The organism is Halodesulfurarchaeum formicicum, from assembly GCF_001886955.1.
Classification (GTDB): domain Archaea; phylum Halobacteriota; class Halobacteria; order Halobacteriales; family Halobacteriaceae; genus Halodesulfurarchaeum; species Halodesulfurarchaeum formicicum.
On the sequence record NZ_CP016804.1, the window covers coordinates 89,519 to 105,396 of the forward strand.

19 protein-coding genes and 1 tRNA gene are annotated in these 15,878 nt (G+C 65.6%); 10 read left to right on the top strand and 10 right to left on the bottom strand.

All coding sequences use genetic code 11. The features are described 5' to 3' along the window. Positions 1-9: 9 nt before the first annotated feature. Positions 10-411, top strand: coding sequence for a DUF7857 domain-containing protein (locus tag HSR6_RS00425; protein ID WP_071932510.1), 402 nt, complete (start codon positions 10-12; stop codon positions 409-411). After that, positions 408-1,079 carry a nucleotide-binding protein gene (locus HSR6_RS00430; RefSeq protein ID WP_070364080.1) on the top strand — a complete coding sequence of 224 codons (672 nt, stop codon included), beginning with the start codon at positions 408-410 and terminating at the stop codon, positions 1,077-1,079. Before HSR6_RS00425 ends, HSR6_RS00430 begins: the two co-directional genes overlap by 4 nt. Position 1,080: 1 nt before the next feature. On the opposite strand, the gene HSR6_RS00435 is transcribed toward HSR6_RS00430, so the two are convergent. Next, positions 1,081-1,941: a transcription initiation factor IIB gene (locus HSR6_RS00435; protein WP_071932511.1), complete on the bottom strand. Its 861-nt coding sequence runs from the start codon at positions 1,939-1,941 to the stop codon at positions 1,081-1,083. Between the two features lie 166 nt (positions 1,942-2,107). Here HSR6_RS00435 and HSR6_RS00440 point away from each other — a divergent pair, with 166 nt between their 5' ends. Beyond that, positions 2,108-2,623: a DUF7858 family protein gene (locus HSR6_RS00440; protein ID WP_071932512.1), complete on the top strand. Its 516-nt coding sequence runs from the start codon at positions 2,108-2,110 to the stop codon at positions 2,621-2,623. On the opposite strand, the gene HSR6_RS00445 is transcribed toward HSR6_RS00440, so the two are convergent. Further along, positions 2,620-3,372, bottom strand: coding sequence for a ParA family protein (locus tag HSR6_RS00445; RefSeq protein WP_070364083.1), 753 nt, complete (start codon positions 3,370-3,372; stop codon positions 2,620-2,622). The two genes, HSR6_RS00440 and HSR6_RS00445, sit on opposite strands and share 4 nt — an antisense overlap. 44 nt (positions 3,373-3,416) lie before the next feature. Next, positions 3,417-3,845, bottom strand: coding sequence for an HIT family protein (locus HSR6_RS00450; protein WP_070364084.1), 429 nt, complete (start codon positions 3,843-3,845; stop codon positions 3,417-3,419). A gap of 82 nt (positions 3,846-3,927) precedes the next feature. On the opposite strand from HSR6_RS00450, the gene ileS reads away from it, so the two are divergent. Then, positions 3,928-7,092: an isoleucine--tRNA ligase gene (gene ileS, locus HSR6_RS00455; protein ID WP_071932513.1), complete on the top strand. Its 3,165-nt coding sequence runs from the start codon at positions 3,928-3,930 to the stop codon at positions 7,090-7,092. Here the strand turns inward: ileS and prs are convergent. Continuing rightward, complete coding sequence (gene prs / locus HSR6_RS00460; RefSeq protein ID WP_071933603.1) at positions 7,089-7,931, bottom strand: ribose-phosphate diphosphokinase; 843 nt, start codon at positions 7,929-7,931, stop codon at positions 7,089-7,091. The genes ileS and prs overlap by 4 nt on opposite strands. A gap of 83 nt (positions 7,932-8,014) precedes the next feature. On the opposite strand from prs, the gene glmM reads away from it, so the two are divergent. The 5 genes from glmM (at position 8,015) to HSR6_RS00485 (ending at position 10,994) form a co-directional block, all read left to right on the top strand. After that, the gene (gene glmM / locus HSR6_RS00465; RefSeq protein WP_070364087.1) at positions 8,015-9,376 is read left to right on the top strand and encodes a phosphoglucosamine mutase; all 1,362 of its coding nucleotides are present in this window, start codon (positions 8,015-8,017) and stop codon (positions 9,374-9,376) included. A 62-nt stretch (positions 9,377-9,438) separates the two neighbouring features. Next, entirely contained in the window at positions 9,439-9,879 is a 441-nt protein-coding gene (locus HSR6_RS00470) for a metal-dependent transcriptional regulator (protein ID WP_071932514.1), read from the top strand. Positions 9,880-9,919: 40 nt separating this feature from the next. After that, the gene (locus HSR6_RS00475) at positions 9,920-10,123 is read left to right on the top strand and encodes a hypothetical protein (protein ID WP_071932515.1); all 204 of its coding nucleotides are present in this window, start codon (positions 9,920-9,922) and stop codon (positions 10,121-10,123) included. A gap of 39 nt (positions 10,124-10,162) precedes the next feature. Then, a complete protein-coding gene (locus HSR6_RS00480; RefSeq protein ID WP_071932516.1) occupies positions 10,163-10,360 on the top strand; it encodes a hypothetical protein in 198 nt (65 codons plus the stop codon). 223 nt (positions 10,361-10,583) lie between these two features. Further along, positions 10,584-10,994 (top strand): type IV pilin, encoded by a 411-nt coding sequence (locus HSR6_RS00485; RefSeq protein WP_071932517.1) that lies wholly within the window; start codon positions 10,584-10,586, stop codon positions 10,992-10,994. Between the two features lie 116 nt (positions 10,995-11,110). On the opposite strand, the gene HSR6_RS00490 is transcribed toward HSR6_RS00485, so the two are convergent. The 4 genes from HSR6_RS00490 to HSR6_RS00505 all read right to left on the bottom strand — a co-directional run bounded on the left by HSR6_RS00490 (position 11,111) and on the right by HSR6_RS00505 (position 12,979). Next, entirely contained in the window at positions 11,111-11,449 is a 339-nt protein-coding gene (locus HSR6_RS00490; RefSeq protein WP_071932518.1) for a DUF5658 family protein, read from the bottom strand. A 109-nt stretch (positions 11,450-11,558) separates the two neighbouring features. Continuing rightward, positions 11,559-11,966 carry a PIN domain-containing protein gene (locus HSR6_RS00495; protein WP_070364092.1) on the bottom strand — a complete coding sequence of 136 codons (408 nt, stop codon included), beginning with the start codon at positions 11,964-11,966 and terminating at the stop codon, positions 11,559-11,561. Continuing rightward, entirely contained in the window at positions 11,963-12,193 is a 231-nt protein-coding gene (locus HSR6_RS00500) for an antitoxin VapB family protein (RefSeq protein WP_070364093.1), read from the bottom strand. Before HSR6_RS00500 ends, HSR6_RS00495 begins: the two co-directional genes overlap by 4 nt. Positions 12,194-12,906: 713 nt before the next feature. Continuing rightward, positions 12,907-12,979, bottom strand: a tRNA-Pro gene (locus HSR6_RS00505). 124 nt (positions 12,980-13,103) lie between these two features. Here HSR6_RS00505 and HSR6_RS00510 point away from each other — a divergent pair. Then, positions 13,104-13,382 carry a pro-sigmaK processing inhibitor BofA family protein gene (locus tag HSR6_RS00510; RefSeq protein ID WP_070364094.1) on the top strand — a complete coding sequence of 93 codons (279 nt, stop codon included), beginning with the start codon at positions 13,104-13,106 and terminating at the stop codon, positions 13,380-13,382. On the opposite strand, the gene HSR6_RS00515 is transcribed toward HSR6_RS00510, so the two are convergent. Both HSR6_RS00515 and HSR6_RS00520 read right to left on the bottom strand, forming a co-directional pair. Continuing rightward, positions 13,379-15,424, bottom strand: coding sequence for a DEAD/DEAH box helicase (locus HSR6_RS00515; protein WP_070364095.1), 2,046 nt, complete (start codon positions 15,422-15,424; stop codon positions 13,379-13,381). The two genes, HSR6_RS00510 and HSR6_RS00515, sit on opposite strands and share 4 nt — an antisense overlap. Positions 15,425-15,465: 41 nt before the next feature. Then, the gene (locus HSR6_RS00520) at positions 15,466-15,843 is read right to left on the bottom strand and encodes a cupin domain-containing protein (protein ID WP_070364096.1); all 378 of its coding nucleotides are present in this window, start codon (positions 15,841-15,843) and stop codon (positions 15,466-15,468) included. Positions 15,844-15,878 lie beyond the last annotated feature (35 nt).

Below are 15,878 nucleotides of genomic sequence, written 5' to 3' on the forward strand. Positions count from 1 at the left end.
GATGTGGCCATGGAGTGTGACACCCAGGCCACCGCCGTCGACGGGACGGCACTCGTCACGGCGGTCATCGAAAACCCCCACGACGAGCCGGCTCGGTTCCGGCTCCGGAACGAACTGGATGGCCCGGTCTGGCCACCCCGACGTCGCGGGCACCCGGAAGCTGGCTGGGACGAAAACGGCTACGAGGGCGTCCTCGAACCGGGCGAACGCCGCGCGCTGGGGTATGCTGTACCGGCCGCCGCCCAAGCGGAGCCCGCGACCATCGCCTGGACCGAACCCGCCGAGGCGACCGATTCAGAGCCCACTGCGGAGACGGCGGCCCGCTCCTTTCGGGACCCGCGGCCGCCTCGAAGCGTCATTTCCCCGCCCGGGCGACGGCTCGACGAGGGTACCACGGGGGAGCGGCCGTGATCGTCACCGTCTGCGGGGGCAAAGGCGGCGTCGGCACTAGTACGGTTGCGCTCAACCTGGCCGCCGAACTCGACGCGGTACTGGTCGATGCCGACCTGGGGATGGCCGACCAGCCGACGGACGGTGGGCCAACGCTTTTCGACGTGCTCGCGGGTCGAGTCGACCCGCTGGCGGCCGTCCGGACGGAGTGGGCGGTCGGGGTGCTGCCGGCCGGTCGGTCCCTGGCCGGCGCTCGGTCAGTCGAGCCCAAAGCGCTCGCCTCGGTGCTGGAGACTCTCGCGGAGACCTACGAGCACGTGATCGTCGACGCCCCGGCCGGGTTCGCGGCCGATACCGCGCTGCCGATCGTGGCGGCTGATTGCTGTGTGCTGGTGACGACTCCCGATCCGGCGACGCTGGCGGATACGGTCCGAACTCGGTCGCTGGCCCGTGAACTCGGCACCGACCTGGGCGCGATCGTGCTCAATCGGGCCGACCGCACGCGGGAGTCGGTGACCGAGACCCTCGGCGGGCCGCAGTTTGCCGTTCCCGAGACGGCCGCCATTCACGAGGCTCAGGCCGCCGGGCTCCCCGTTTCGCTGCACGACGACCAGAACGCCGGTCACTTCGAGCCGCTGGCTGGGCACGTGCGAACGCTGGCTCGTGATCGGCGACAAACAGAAACGTAGCTCAGTCGACCAGGACGCGAGCGGCGGAGCGGAGGGTGACCGGGGTTACACCGGCCAGTTCGGCGGCTTCGACCTGCGTGGGGCCGCCTTCGTCCACGTCGGTGACGGCATAGAGGGCGGCCGCGGCGACGCCACTCGGATTGCGGCCGCCGATCTCGGCTTGCGGGGTCGAATCGAGGAGCGACCGGGCCGCCGCCTCCACGTCCGAGCCCAGGCCCAGTTCCGTCGCGAACCGGGGGAGATACTCGCCGGGATCGATCGGGCCGGTCGGGAGCTCGAGCTCGCGGTTCATCGCGTCGTAGGCCGCCTGGAACTCCTCGGGACTGGCCTTTGCGGTCCCGGTGATCTCCTCGGTCGTGCGGGCGAGCCCGTTCGTGCGACACACTGCGTACACCGCCGCTGCGGCGAATCCCTCCAGGGAGCGACCCGGGAACAGCGACTCGTCCTGGGCCGTCTCGAAGAGCACGCAAGCTTGATCGCGAATGTCGGTCGGCAGCGAGAGCGCGGCGGTGACTCGACGAATCTCGGTGAACCCGTAGATCTGGTTGCGCTCGGCCGTCGAGCGCACTTTCGACCGATCGTGCTGGGTGCGCATCCGGCTGAGCCGGCGGCGTTTCCGGCCAGTCACCCGGTTCGAGTGCCCGATTTCCGTGGAGAGGCCCCGATCGTGCCGCGAGCGGGAGAGCGGCGCGCCAGTCCGCCGGCGGTCGGGGCCGTCCTCGAAGTTTCGCCACTCCGGCCCGCGGTCGATCCGGTCCTCGTCCACGACGAGGCCACACTCGGTACAGATCGTCTCGGTGCCGTCCACGCGAAGGGCGCCTGCACATTCGGGGCAAGTCCGTACCGTCTCGGTTGCGCTCATCACATCTGAAAATTGACGCCGAAAGGGTATTTAAGATAAGGCTGAGTCGGGGGTTCGAACCGGGGGACGGCAGCGCTAAACCGAACGGTTACCGGTAGGTTCCCCGTCGAAGCTCTCAGCGAACTAACTACGAAGGTTTTTGCCGTCGGCCCGCCGAGTTTCGGCCATGGCACTTTCGGACATCGCCGAGGGGGTGACCGCCACCCACGCCCAGGAGGACCGGGGCGTCGCGGTCGTGGATCGGACGGACGCCTCGCTTTCGACCGTCCTCGCGCCCTACGCCGAGTCCCTTCCCTGTGGGGCCGAGACCGCGGCGACGGTAGTCTCCACGTACGTCAGTGGAACTAGCGTGGGCGAGGCGGCCACGGCCGCGGGTGTCGCGCCGATCACGGCCGCAAAGACCCTCCACCGCCTGGGATTCGAGGGGCTCTCGCCGCTGTCGCCCCTGCAGCGGGAGATCTGTGAGGACTGGCTCTCGGGCTCGCTCACTCGAATCGAGGCCCAGGAACTCGCCGACGTGGGCGATCGGGCCTTCGCGCTCGGGGCCTACATCGAGACTCACGACCCGATTCCGGGCGCGAACGAGACCCTTCAGGACACACTCTCGACCGACGGTGACGCCATGGTCGAGAAACGCGACGCCCTCGCGGATACGATGACTGCCGCGAGTGATCTGCTCTAGTTTCGCAGTTTCTCGCCGAGCGTGCCGAGTCGCCCGATCGGCGAGTCGCCACTCGAAGTGTCGACATCCAGATCAAACAGCGTCGCGGCCGCCGTTCTCGCGGCGCGGACGAAGCGGCCGCTCGATTCGAGTGTCGCCGGTCGATGGGCCGGCGCGCCGTCGGGGCGTGCCGGGAGCGAAGCGGTCGCGTCGGCCGGCGGCTCACCGTCGCCGACCGCGAGGACCGAATCGAAGGCAGTCCCGACGTCCGCGAGTCGCCCCCGCTCGCGCTGGAGGGCGTCGACGCCCCGTTCGCTCGGGGGCATTACGGCGACGACTCGATCGGCGGCGGTGGCGGCCCCGATGGCCTGGTTCGAGACGACCGGCGGCACGTCGAGCAGCACCCAGTCGGCCCGCTCGGTCCCCGTCTCGATTCGCTCGGCCACCCGCTCGCCGGCCGCTTCGGACTTTGCCGCGGCGATCTGGACGAACGGGGCCAGTGCCGGGACCACCTCGAACCGGCCCTCGCCGTCGGTCGGCCACTCGTGGACGGCGTCCGCGAGTTCGGTACTGGGATCGGCGAGCAGTTCGGTCGCGTCGACCGGGACGGTGCCGTCCACGTGCCGGCCCAGGCCCTGGGTCGCGAAGTCCAGGTCCAAAACGAGGACATCCTGGCCCTCGCGGGCGAGAACCCCGCCGAGTTCGAGGACCGACCAGGTGGTTCCAACCCCGCCGACGGTACCGACGAATCCAACACTCTCGGGCTGCATAACTCACCGCAAGCGTGGGGGCGGGAAAAGCGCCCGCACTTCGGTCAGTCCTGAAGGTGGTCGGTGATCGCCCGCGCGATCGCTTCGGGGTCGCCCGCGTCCCGATCGGGCCCTCGCGGCAGCACGGCGTGAATCGGGCCGCCACCGTCGCCGTCGAAGCGAGGGATGATGTGCCCGTGCACGTGCGGGACTTCCTGCCCGGCCGCCCGGCCGTTGTTGAACCCGATGGTGGTGGCATCGGCATCGACGGCCGCCTCGATCGCCGGCGCGAGTTCGCGAAGTCGGTCCATGATCGCGTGGGCCGTCTCCGGGTCGAGGTCTTCGAGTCGTTCGGCGTGGGTTGTCGGAATCACGAGCGTGTGGCCCGGAGCGAGCGGGTTCGCGTCGAGAAAGGCCATCGTCCGGTCGTCCTTGCGGATCGTCGTGGCCGGGGCGTCGCCGGTGGCAATCGCACAGAAGATGCACTCGGTCATAGGGGGCCTTTTGCGTGCCAGCAGTTAAGATTGGGGCGAGCGGACCGATTATCATTTTACCCGGGAGCGATAGGCTCTCCGTATGACACACTTCGACGGGGACGTCCCCGACCAGTACGACCCGCAGGCCGTCGAACAGCGGGTCTTCGAGTACTGGGAGGACGTGGACGCCTACGAGGCGACCAAGGACTATCGGGCCGACGGGGAGGATTTCTTCTTCGTCGACGGGCCGCCCTACACCTCCGGGGCCGCCCACATGGGCACGACCTGGAACAAGACCCTGAAGGACGCCCATATCCGCTTCCGGCGGATGCAGGGCTATGACGTGACCGACCGGCCGGGCTATGACATGCACGGCCTGCCCATCGAGACGAAAGTCGAGGAGAAACTGGGCTTCGAGAACAAACAGGACATCCAGGACTTCGGCGAGCAGCGGTTCATCGAGGAGTGCAAGGCTTTCGCCGAGGAGCAACTCGAGGGGCTTCAGTCTGACTTCCAGTCCTTCGGGGTCTGGATGGACTGGGAGAACCCCTACAAGACGGTGAACCCCGAGTACATGGAGTCGGCCTGGTGGGCCTTCGAGCAGGCCCACGAGCGGGGGCTCGTCGAGCAGGGCCAGCGCTCGATCAACCAGTGTCCGCGGTGTGAGACCGCCATCGCCAACAACGAGGTCGAGTACGAGGAGGTCGCGGACCCCTCGATCTACGTGAAATTCCCGCTCTCGGATCGGGACGGCTCCCTGGTCATCTGGACGACCACGCCCTGGACGATCCCCGCGAACACTTTCATCGCCGTCTCGCCCGACCTCACGTACGCCGAAGTCGCCGCCACCAAAGACGGGGACAGCGAGATCCTCTACGTCGAGGAGTCCCTCGTCGAGTCCGTCCTGGAGGCCGGTCGCTACACCGACTACGAGATCCGGGCGACCTACGAGGGCGAGGAACTGGTCGGCTGGGAGTACGACCACCCGCTGCGCGAGGAAGTCCCGGCGGCTCCGGACTTCGAGGGGGCCGGACAGGTCTATACCGCGGATTACGTCGAAGCCGAGGACACCGGGCTGGTTCACTCCGCGCCCGGACACGGGGAGGTCGACTTCGAACGCGGCCAGGAACTCGGGCTGGCGGTGTTCTGTCCGGTCGGCGAGGACGGGGTCTTCACGGCGCAGGCCGGAACCTACGCCGGCGAGTACGTCAAGGACGCCGACGAGCAGATCATCGCCGACCTGGACCGGCGGGGCCACCTGCTCGCCCGGGAGACCGAACACCACTCCTACGGGCACTGCTGGCGGTGTGACACCCCGATCATCCAGATCGTGACCGACCAGTGGTACATCACGATCACCGACGTGAAGGAAGACCTGCTCGCGAACATCGAGGAGACCGAGTGGCACCCCGACTGGGCCCGCGACAGCCGGTTCCGTGATTTCGTCGCGGAGGCTCCGGACTGGAACGTCTCCCGACAGCGCTACTGGGGAATTCCGATCCCGATCTGGACGCCGGCAGACTGGGACGGCGATATGGACGACGTGCTGGTGATCGGCACGCGCGAGGAGCTGGCCCGGCGGGTCGATCAGGCGGTCGATCCCGACTCGGTCGACCTGCACAAGGGCACGGTCGATGATCTCACCATCACGGAAGACGGGCGGACCTACACCCGTGTCCCGGACGTCTTCGACGTGTGGCTGGACTCCTCTGTGGCCTCCTGGGGCACGCTCTCCTACCCCTCCGAAACCGAGGCCTTCGAGGACCTCTGGCCGGCGGATCTCATCATGGAGGCCCACGACCAGACCCGGGGCTGGTTCTGGTCGCAACTCGGGATGGGCACCGCCGCGATGGACCAGGTCCCCTACGAGGAGGTGCTGATGCATGGCCACGCGCTGATGCCCGACGGCCGGGCGATGTCCAAGTCCAAGAACATCACCGTCGAGCCGGGCGAGGTCATGGACGAGTACGGCGCGGACCCGATGCGGATGTTCCTGCTCTCGGTCACCCCACAGGGCGAGGACATGCGATTCTCCTGGGAGGCGACCGAGACGATGCAGCGGGACCTCAACATCCTCTGGAACGCCTTCCGCTTCCCGCTGCCGTACATGGAGATGGACGGCATCGACCCGATGGATCTCTCCCCGGCCGAGGAGTCCCTGGAGCGCATCGACCGGTGGCTGCTCTCCCGCCTGCAGGCCGTCGAAGAAACCGCCGACGCGGCCTGGGCGGACTTCGAGCAACACCGGGCCCTCGATGCGATTCTCGACTTCGTCGTCGAGGACGTCTCGCGGTACTACATTCAGGTGGTCCGCGAGCGCATGTGGGAGACCGAGGACACCGCCTCCAAGCGGGCGGCTTACGCGACCCTGGCGGCGGTCCTTCGGGAGTCCATCGCCCTGCTCGCGCCCTACGCCCCGTTCATCACCGAGGAGCTCTACCAGCGGCTGACCGGTGCTGCTGGCCTCACCTCCGTCCACATGCTCGACTGGCCCGAACCCGACCCCGACCTGCGCGATGAATCTCTGGAAGCGGCCATCGAGCACGTCCGACAGATCGAGGAGGCCGGCTCCCGGGCGCGCCAGGACGCGGGGCGAAAGCTCCGGTGGCCGGTCACCAGGATCGTCGTCGACGCCACCGAGGACGCCGTCGTGGACACCCTCGCCGACTACGACGACCTGCTCGCCGAGCGGCTGAACGCCCGCCGGATCGAGGTCGTCGAACCCGGGGCGGACTGGGACGAACTCGCCTACACCGCGACTGCGGACATGAGCGAACTCGGGCCGGCCTTCGGCGATCAGGCCCACGCGGTGATGGAGGCACTGAACGCGGCCCGGGTCGACGAACCCGACATTTCGGCCCTGGAAGCGGCCGTCGAGGCCGAGTTGGGCGAGTCGGTCTCGCTCACCGAGTCGATGGTCACCTTCGAGGAAGTCCCGCCGGAGTCGGTCGCCGGAACCGACTTCGAGGGCGGCCGGGTGTACGTCGACGCCACGCTCACCGAGGACGTCGAGAGCGAGGGGTATGCCCGCGAGATCATCCGTCGCGCACAGGAGATGCGCAAGGACCTCGACCTGGCGATGGACGCCGAAGTGGCCCTGGAAATCGTGATTTACGACGAACGGGTCGGTCAACTCGTCGCTCGTCACGAGGACCTGATCGCAGACGAGGTCAGGGCCGTCGAAATCGATGACATCGAGGACGGCCACCGGGAGACCTGGGAGGTCGAAGGCATCCAGATCGAACTGGCGATCGACCCGGTCTAGAGCTCTTCGGCAATCGCCGGCGCAACACTGACTGCGGTGACTGCTCGTTCGATCGTGTCGGTGCCATACACTGCTTTTACGCCCGCGTTTGCGAGTTTCGTCCGTGCGCTGTCGGCCAGCAGGGGATGGACGGTCGCGACGAACACCCGGTCCGGTTCCGCACCGAGTGCGCCGATGGCCGCGCTCATCGTCCCCCCGGTGGCGACGATGTCGTCGACGACGACCAGATCGCGATCCGCCACGTCGAGGTTGGCGGGCTGGATCTCGACCGCTCCGGTCTCCCGGTCGCGGTGTTTCTCGAAGGCGTCGGTCTCACCCCGGCCGTAGGCGTCCCTCACAGTCGCCGCGAGGTCGATCGCGCCCTGGTCGGGGGCGAGGAAGATCGGGTCGTTGAGGTCCGGCAGCGGTTCGGCCAGCCGGCCCGCGGCGTCGATGACCGTCGTCGGCACGGTGAAGAACTCCTGAATCGCGGGTTCGTGCGGGCAGACGGTCAGGACCCGGTCGGTACCGGTGCTGATCGCGCGGGCCATCGCGCGGGCCGAGACGGGCTGGCCGGTCTCGAAGGCCTCGTCCTGGCGGGCATAGCCCATGTAGGGGATGACGGTGATGACCTCCGTCGCCCCGGCCTCCCGGACGGCGTCCTGGAGCTGGAGCAACTGGATGTGTGCGTCGCTGGTCTCCGTGGCCGCGACCACGATAGCTCGCCCGTCCAGTTCGGGGACCTGTACGAGCTGTTCGCCGTCCGGGAACCGTCGATACTCGACCTCGGCCAGTTGTTCGCCGAGGGCGGCGGCGAGTTCGGTGGCGACTTCCTGGGAACTGCTGCCGGGAACGATCATGTTCGAGCGGTCGGGGCCGGTCGGCATACGCGTTTCTCTCCGGGTTTCACAACCGCTTTGGTCGCTCGCCGCCACGAGCCGGTATGCAGGTATTCGGGTCGAGTGGCACCCGTGGGCGGGTGACAGAGGAGCTGACTCCCGAGTTCGTGCTCCGGGTGGCGGCCGCGGCGGGCACCGTCTGGGGGGCCGACCGCATCGCGCTCGGCCGGGACACGCGACTGACCGGGCCGATGCTTGCAAACGCCGCCGCGAGCGGGCTCGCAAGTGTGGGCGCGGACGTGGACCGTCTCGGCGTGGTTCCCACACCGGCGCTCCAGGCCTACGCCGCGGCCGAAGGGATCCCGGCAGTCATGGTGACGGCCTCGCACAACCCGGCGCCGTACAACGGGATCAAACTCGTCGGCGCGGACGGCGTCGAACTCTCGATCGAACGGCTCGAAGCCATCGAATCGGTGCTGCTCGACGGCAGCCAGACCCATGCCGCCTGGGATCGAACGGGCACGGATCGACGGATCGAGGGCGCCCGGCGTCGCTATCGCGAGGAACTACTCGCGGCGGTCGATCGGGAGGCCATCGCTGGGGCCGATCTCACGGTGGCGCTGGATCCGGGCCACGGGGCCGGCGCGCTCACGAGCCCCGATTTCTTCCGTGAACTGGGCTGCTCGGTCCGGACGGTCAACGCCCACCCGGACGGTCACTTCCCCGGTCGTGATCCCGAACCGGTCGCGAAGAACCTGGGCGATCTGGGTGACCTTGTCAGGGCCACCGACGCCGACGTGGGCATCGCCCACGACGGGGACGCCGATCGAGCCATCTTCTTCGACGAGCACGGGGAGTACATCGAGGGTGATGCGACCCTCGCGGCGCTCGCCGATGCGGCCCTCGGACCGGGAGATACCACCGTTTCGGCGGTCAACGTCTCTCAGCGCCTGGTCGACGTGGCCCAGTCTTCGGGGGCGGACCTCGAACTCACACCCATCGGAAGCACCCAGATCATGACCCGTATCCGCGAGTTGCAGTCCGCCGGCGAGACGGTTCCGGTCGCGGGCGAGGGCAACGGCGGCGTGATCTTCCCGGCGTATCGCATCAACCGGGACGGCGCCTACACGGCGGCTCGCTTTCTCTCACTGCTGGTCGATCGCCCCGCGAGCGAGGTCGTCGAGCCCTACGACGGCTACGCGAACGTCCGGGAGAACGTCCACTACGCGGACGAGGCCGAGCGGGCGACCCTCGTGGAGGCCGCAGGCGAGTGGGCCCGCAACGCCGACGGCGAGGTGAGCACGATCGATGGCTATCGCGTTGACTTCGGCGACGCGTGGGTGCTGGCCCGACCCAGCGGAACCGAACCGGTGGTCCGGGTCTACGCGGAGGCCAGGGAAGCGTCTCGGGCGCGTGAGTTGGCCGACCGGCTCGTCGCGGTCCTCGAAGCCGCGGCCGGTGAGTAAAAGGGTCCGCACCTCGAACATCGAGGTGATCCGCCCGAGAGTCGGCCGATCCAGTGATCCACATGAGCCACGAATCCGAGAAGACCTACAGCGAGAGCGTGGAGATGTACCTCAAGGAGATCTATCTCTTGTCCCGGGACGGCGATCCGGCCTCGACGGGAGCCATCGCCGACCGACTGGGCGTCTCGCCGCCCAGCGTGACCGACCGACTCAACCACCTCACAGAACTGGGGCTGGTGACCTACGAGAAACACCGGGGGGCCTCGCTCACGGAGCGGGGGACCGAGGAGGCGGTGGCGCTGCTGCGCAAGCACTGTCGCATCGAGCGCTTTCTCGTCCAGGAGCTGGGGGTCACCGAGGGCTTCCACGAGGAGGCCTGCCGGCTTGAGCACGCCCTGAGCGACGAGGTCGCGGCTCGCCTGGATCGGTTCGTCGACCTCCCCGATGACTGTCCGGACTGTTATGACCCCGAGGCCCAGCACTGCACGCACCTCTCGCCCTGAGAATGCCAAGGGCTATCACGGTCGACCCCCAGAATCGGGTATGAGTCCCACACTTCCCTCCCGGAAGATGACGATCGTCCTCCTGGGAATCCTCGCGGTCGGATTCGTCGTCACGACGACGCGACTGGGCACGATGGCCGAGAACCTGCTCTATGTCGGGTACATGGCTACCATGCCGGTCCTGTTCGGGGCCGTCGTTCTCGGGGGTGTGTACTTCGGCGTGCGACATCTTTTGGCCTCCTGAGGCCAGAAGACCCAAGCAGGTGGCCCCCGATGAGGGGGTATGGACTGGGACGCGATCCGACAACTCTTGCCCCACTACCTGGCGCTCATCGTCATCCTGACGGTCCTGTTGACTGCCCTGCAGATGGTCTGGCCCGGTGCGAGTATCTGGGTCCAGATCGGCGTGGCGGTCCTGCTGGGATTGGCCTACCCCACGGCCGTTCGCTATTTCGGGCTGGCACCTGACCCCTGGCAATAGTGATTTGCTGACCCACTTCGAACTTTTCACCTAGTATTTGACAGGTAACGAACCCGAAGTCGAGGACAGCCGTCCGACGCACGTGCGCCAAGTTAGGGCTGCACTTACCCGCATTCTTAAGTTAATTCCCGGTTAATGTAGTGGTAAGCGTCGGTCTATCCGGCCCATCCTTCGGGTATCTTCGATCGGCACCCAGGGGGGTCGTCGCCGACGTACACAAACCATGATGGACACAATTCGTAACAAACTGGACGACCGGGGCGTGTCGCCAGTGATCGGCGTCATTCTGATGGTGGCGATCACGGTGATCCTGGCCGCGGTTATCGGGAGTTTCGTGCTGGGAATCGGTGGGGACATTCAGGAGACGCCGCAGGCGAGCCTTTCAATGTCTGATAACGGCTCTGGAGGAATCACAGTAGCCCACCAAGGTGGGGATACGTTGACAAACTCTGACATTAAAGTCACTGTTGATGGTAATCTTAGCGATTCACCGAGCACCGATATCGGCCCAGGGGACACGTGGACACTCGATACCAACGTAAGTGAAGGAAGTGATAATACTGTTCGAGTAGTCCACGAGCCTACTGGTGGGCTTATTGGCCAGTCAACAGTTTCTGTTGACTCAACAACATAATTCCAAATTGCATCTCCAAATACCTTAAAGGAATGAGGATGCTATGATATTTTTAATTTAGTACAATCATTCGAAATTAAAATTGTATATCTATTAAAATCGCAAAAATCTGATAATTATAAACTAATGCCAACAACCACCAAATTCCACCCCGTAACTCCTACCCCAACGATCGCGAACCCCACTGGAATCGCGATTGCCTGTTCGTCCGGGAGCGCGCGCCAGACGAGATAACTCCCGCTCAGTAACACCACCTTCAACAGCAGCATCGCGCCAACGCCGTGACTCGCGATCTGGGTCGCCAGAAAGGCGTTCACCTCCGTGACGCCCGTGGTGGAAATCCCGATGGCCGTCGTGATGACGTCCCCGACGAGGAAAAAGCAGAGCGTGAGGACCCAGGCCCACCGGTGGACGGCCGGGTTCGCGGCCGAGAGGGCTGTGGGCCAGCGGAGCATGGTCCGCATTTCGAGTGGCCTGGTATTTAGTTCTCCACGGCTTTTCAGACGTGGCTGTGAAATTTGCGGTGCCACTTAACGAGGGGTGAAACCGAGCCAATCCGCGAAGTCACCGATACGTTTCGTGAGTAACTCCCGGTATTTTCCCGAAGTGATCGTCGCCAGCGAGGACTGGCTCGTCCCGCTCCACCGCTGTGGCAGCGATCACTGCATCTCCCTTGCCGATTCCTGGTCCTTCCCCCTGGTTGGTGGCGGCCATTCGCTCTCCGAGAAGGCGGCCAGCGCGCCGCGAGATGCTTGGCGTCTGATCAACCAACGGATAGGATTCGAGGATCGCTTCGACTCGTTGCCGTTCCTCGTTTGTATTCGCTACCTTCCCGACACCGATGTAAAGTTCCAGGACGGTCATCGTCGGGATCACCAGCGGGACGCTTTCGGCTTCGAGCGTGCGCGCCTTCTCGACAGCGGCCGCTTCGTCGTCGATGATATCGAGGATGAAGCTGGTATCGACGATCATTCGAACCGGTCTGTGATGTTTCGAACCTCGTCGCGGTCTTCCTGGTCGGCGGCCTCGACGGCGTCGCGCATTTCGTTCACCTCCTCCGTGTCGAAGATGCCACGGAGATCTCGAAGCGATCGACCACCGATTAGGCGTTCGACGGCGTCACTGAACGACTCATCGGCGCGTTTGTTTGCCTTGATGTGTTCGTACACGTCATCGGCAAGGCGGATCTGGTGTGACATCTCTTTGTTGACAGCGTTGACGCCAAGGAGTAATCAAGGTTTGGACGAGATATCAGTCTCAAAGCCTGCTACTGTTTCACTCGTGGTCTTTCCTCAACACGGGCGTTGGAAGAGGTCCGTTGCGAGGGATTTCAACAGCGCCTTCTCGCCAACGGATCAAATTTTACTCCCAGTTAGCATCCGCCGAGCGAAGCGAGGCGGTTCACTCGTCGCGAACGGAGTGAGCGACGAGAACGTTTTGGTGCAGATTTTACAAGGAGCGGTGCGCCAACGGCGCACCCGACGCAGTAAAAGGTGCAGTGGGACCGCCGTCGTTCCGCTTCGCTCCACGACGAGGCCCCTGTTTCTCCTCACTGCGTTCGTCGAAACGGGGGCCGCCCGGATTTGAACCAGCGCAAACCTCGCTCGTCCCTCGCTCGGTTTCCTGGGTTCAAATCCGGGATGGTCCCACCACGACCGCGAATCCACGACTTCGGACACGCTACGCGGTCCTCGTCGGTGGCTGTCCGAAAAGTGGGACCGCCGTCGTTTCGCTTCGCTCCACGACGTGGTCCCATTTCTCCTCACTTTGTTCGTCGAAAAGTGGGTGGAGTTGCATCCGCCGAGCGAAGCGAGGCGGTTCACTCGGAGCGAACGCAGTGAGCGACGAGCTTTTTGGTGGAGATTTTTCGAGGAGTGGTGCGCGAAGCGCACCCGACGATGAAAAAGGTCCATGGGACCGCCCGGATTTGAACCGGGGTCACGAGCACCCAAAGCTCGAAGGATACCAAGCTACCCTACGGTCCCTTGCCCGCATTACTCCGGGTGGCCAAAAGAGGGTTTCGCTCCAGCCGGGCAAAATCGGCCAAAGTCGGCGCCAATCGCCCAAACCGACGATAGACACTTTCCCACGGCCCACCTTGACTGGGCCATGGCGACACCCATCGAACTCGGTTTGCTGCTCGCGGTCGCGGTCGCCGTGATCGTGGCCTACCTGGTGCTCCGCGCGCTGAAACCGTTCATCATCAACGCCGTCCTGGGACTGTTGGTCCTGGCGGTCGCGGGCGTTCTCGGCTTCGAGGTGGCAATCACACCGATCGTCGTCCTGGTCGTGGCCATCGGCGGGATTCCCGGGGCAATCTTGGTGCTGCTGCTCGCGTACTTCGGGATCCTGTTCGGCCCTGCTGCGGCCGGGCTTGCGGTCCTCTAATTCTCCTCGTCGAGCAGTTCGAGATCCGCGACGATGTCGTAGGGGTCAGTTCCCGTCCGGACGTGATCGAGGATCGTGAACGCCGCGTCGGGCTGGAGGAAGTGGGTGGTGACCGCCCGACCCAGCGGGGTCGGCTCCAGGCCGTCGATGAACCCGTACTCGATGAGCTTCGAGAGGGCCTGCTTCGTGGGAATCTCCCCGAGCATCCGGTCGTTGAGTCGCTTCGCGGCCGACCCGCCGACCGTGACGTTCGCCAGCGTCTCCGCGATGGCGGCGTCAGCGTCGTAGTGGGCCACCACGTCCTCCATTTCGCCCTTGAGGAGGGTAAACGCGACCTCGTCCTCCGTGCGCTCCATCGAGCCGTGATACACCGCATCGGGTTCGACGAGGAGATAGACCCGGCCGCGGTCGTGGTAGTCGGGGCGGCCCGCCCGCCCGAGCATCTGCTCGAACTCCTGGACCGAGAGCCACTCGATGCCCATCGCCAGCGAGTCGAAGATCACCTGGGAGGCCGGGAAGTCCACCCCCGCGGCCAGGGCGGCGGTGGTCACGACGGCCGCCAGATCCTGATCGGCGAACTCCCGCTCGACCTGCTTGCGCTTGCCGTAATCCAGACCCGCGTGGTAGGGTGCCGAGGCGTAATCCAGCCGGCGGCTGATCTCGTGACACCGCCGCCGGGAGTTGGTGAAGATGATCGTCTGGCCGTGATAGCCCATCGAGGAGGTGTGATCGAACTCCCGCCGGACGAGTTTGTTCTCGATCCGGGGTTTCTCCTGGTTGTCGGCGAAGGTGACGTGGCGCTCGATCGGGACCGGGCGCTCCTCGAACTCGATCGGGGTCGCTTCCAGTACCTCGCCCAGTTTGCCCACGTTCCCGACCGTCGCCGAGAGGTAGATCCACTGGGTATCCCCCGCGCCCCGCGCTCGAGTCTCGGTGTAGTGTTTGAGCCGCGAGATGAGGCCGTCGAGGCGGTGGCCTCGTTCGGGGTCCTGGAGCATGTGGACCTCGTCGATGACGACGGTGCCGATGTTGCCCAGATCACGCCCCGTTCGCAGGGCGTGGTCGATGCCCTCGTAGGTGCCGACGATGATGTCCGCGTCTGGTTCGAAGGCGATGCCGTCCTCGCGAATCCGACTCGCGCCGACCCGGATCGTCACGTCGGCCAGGTGGCCGTAGTCGGCCTCGAAGTCCTCCTCCTTCTGGTTGGCCAGGGCCACGAGCGGCACCAGAAAGAGCATCTTTCCCTTCCCTTTGAGATGTCGGTCAACACCGGCCAGCTCGCCCACGAGTGTCTTCCCCGTCGCGGTCGCCGAGACCACCAGCTGGTCCTCGCCGTCGAGTAACCCGTTTTTGACGGCCAGGCTCTGTACCGGCAGCAGCGTGTCGAACCGTCCTTCGAGAATGCTCTGGAGGTCGGGATGCAGATCCAGGTCTGTGACGGGGACGTCCTCGATGTCCTCGGTCGTCGCCGAGATCTCGTCGAACTTCGTCAGGTCGGGATCGAGCTCCCCCTGGAGGAGATCGACGATCCGATCGAGGTCTCCGACCTCGAAGAGGAGTTCTTCGAGCCGGGCTTCGGCGGCGCCGGAGAACCCCCCGGAGAAGGAGAGTTCACGCTCCAGTTCGCGGACCGCACACTCCCGGCAGATGTACTCGCTCCCGGATTTGACCGCGGTGTCGGTGGTGATCGGGGAGTAGCGCCACTGGTTCGAACAGAGCCGGCAGGTTCGGACGGCCTTGGCGTCCAGTTGATAGCCGCCCAGCATCTCCTCCAGTTCCGCCCGTCCGCGGGCGGAGGTCTGTTGGGAGATGCGAATGCGCTCTGCGCGCCGGGCGATCTCGACGAACTCCTCTGGGGCCCGGGGCTCCTCGTCGTGGTCGCCCTTGATACGAAAGCGGGCTGGGCGGGGGCCGGCGGCGGTCTCCTTCAGATCGAGTGTCGCCCGAAACAGCCGCTCGCCGTCCCGCTGGGCGACCACGAGGTAGTCACCCTGGCGCTCGTGGAGGAACAGCGTCTCGACGCGTGTTGCCTGCCGGGACACGGCCCGGCCTACGGAGTCGGGGGTATTTCAGCACCTCGGCTCTACTCGACCAGTTGAATCTCGTCCTCGCCGTTCGGCACGGCACAGATGAACGCGGCCTGGGTGTCCCCGGTGTTTCGGTACCAGTGGACCGTGCCGGCGGGGATCAGCAGTGAATCGCCGGGCCCGATCTCGTACTCGGTGTCGGTGCCGTCCTCGCGCAGGCCGACGACGTACTCGCCCTCGAGGACGTACTGCTCGTGTTCGACCGCGTTCGTGTGCTTCGGGACCGTCTCGCCCGGGTCGAGGGTGAACCGTCGCATGCGGAAGTTGGGGGCGTCCTGGGCTTTCCCGATCAACACCCCCTTCTTGAGGCCCTCGGCGGCGGACTGGGGTTCGTACTCGATCTCTTCGGGGTGTCTGATGACTGGTTCCGGCATAGCCCTGCTTTTGGCGGCGAGGACTATACCAGCAT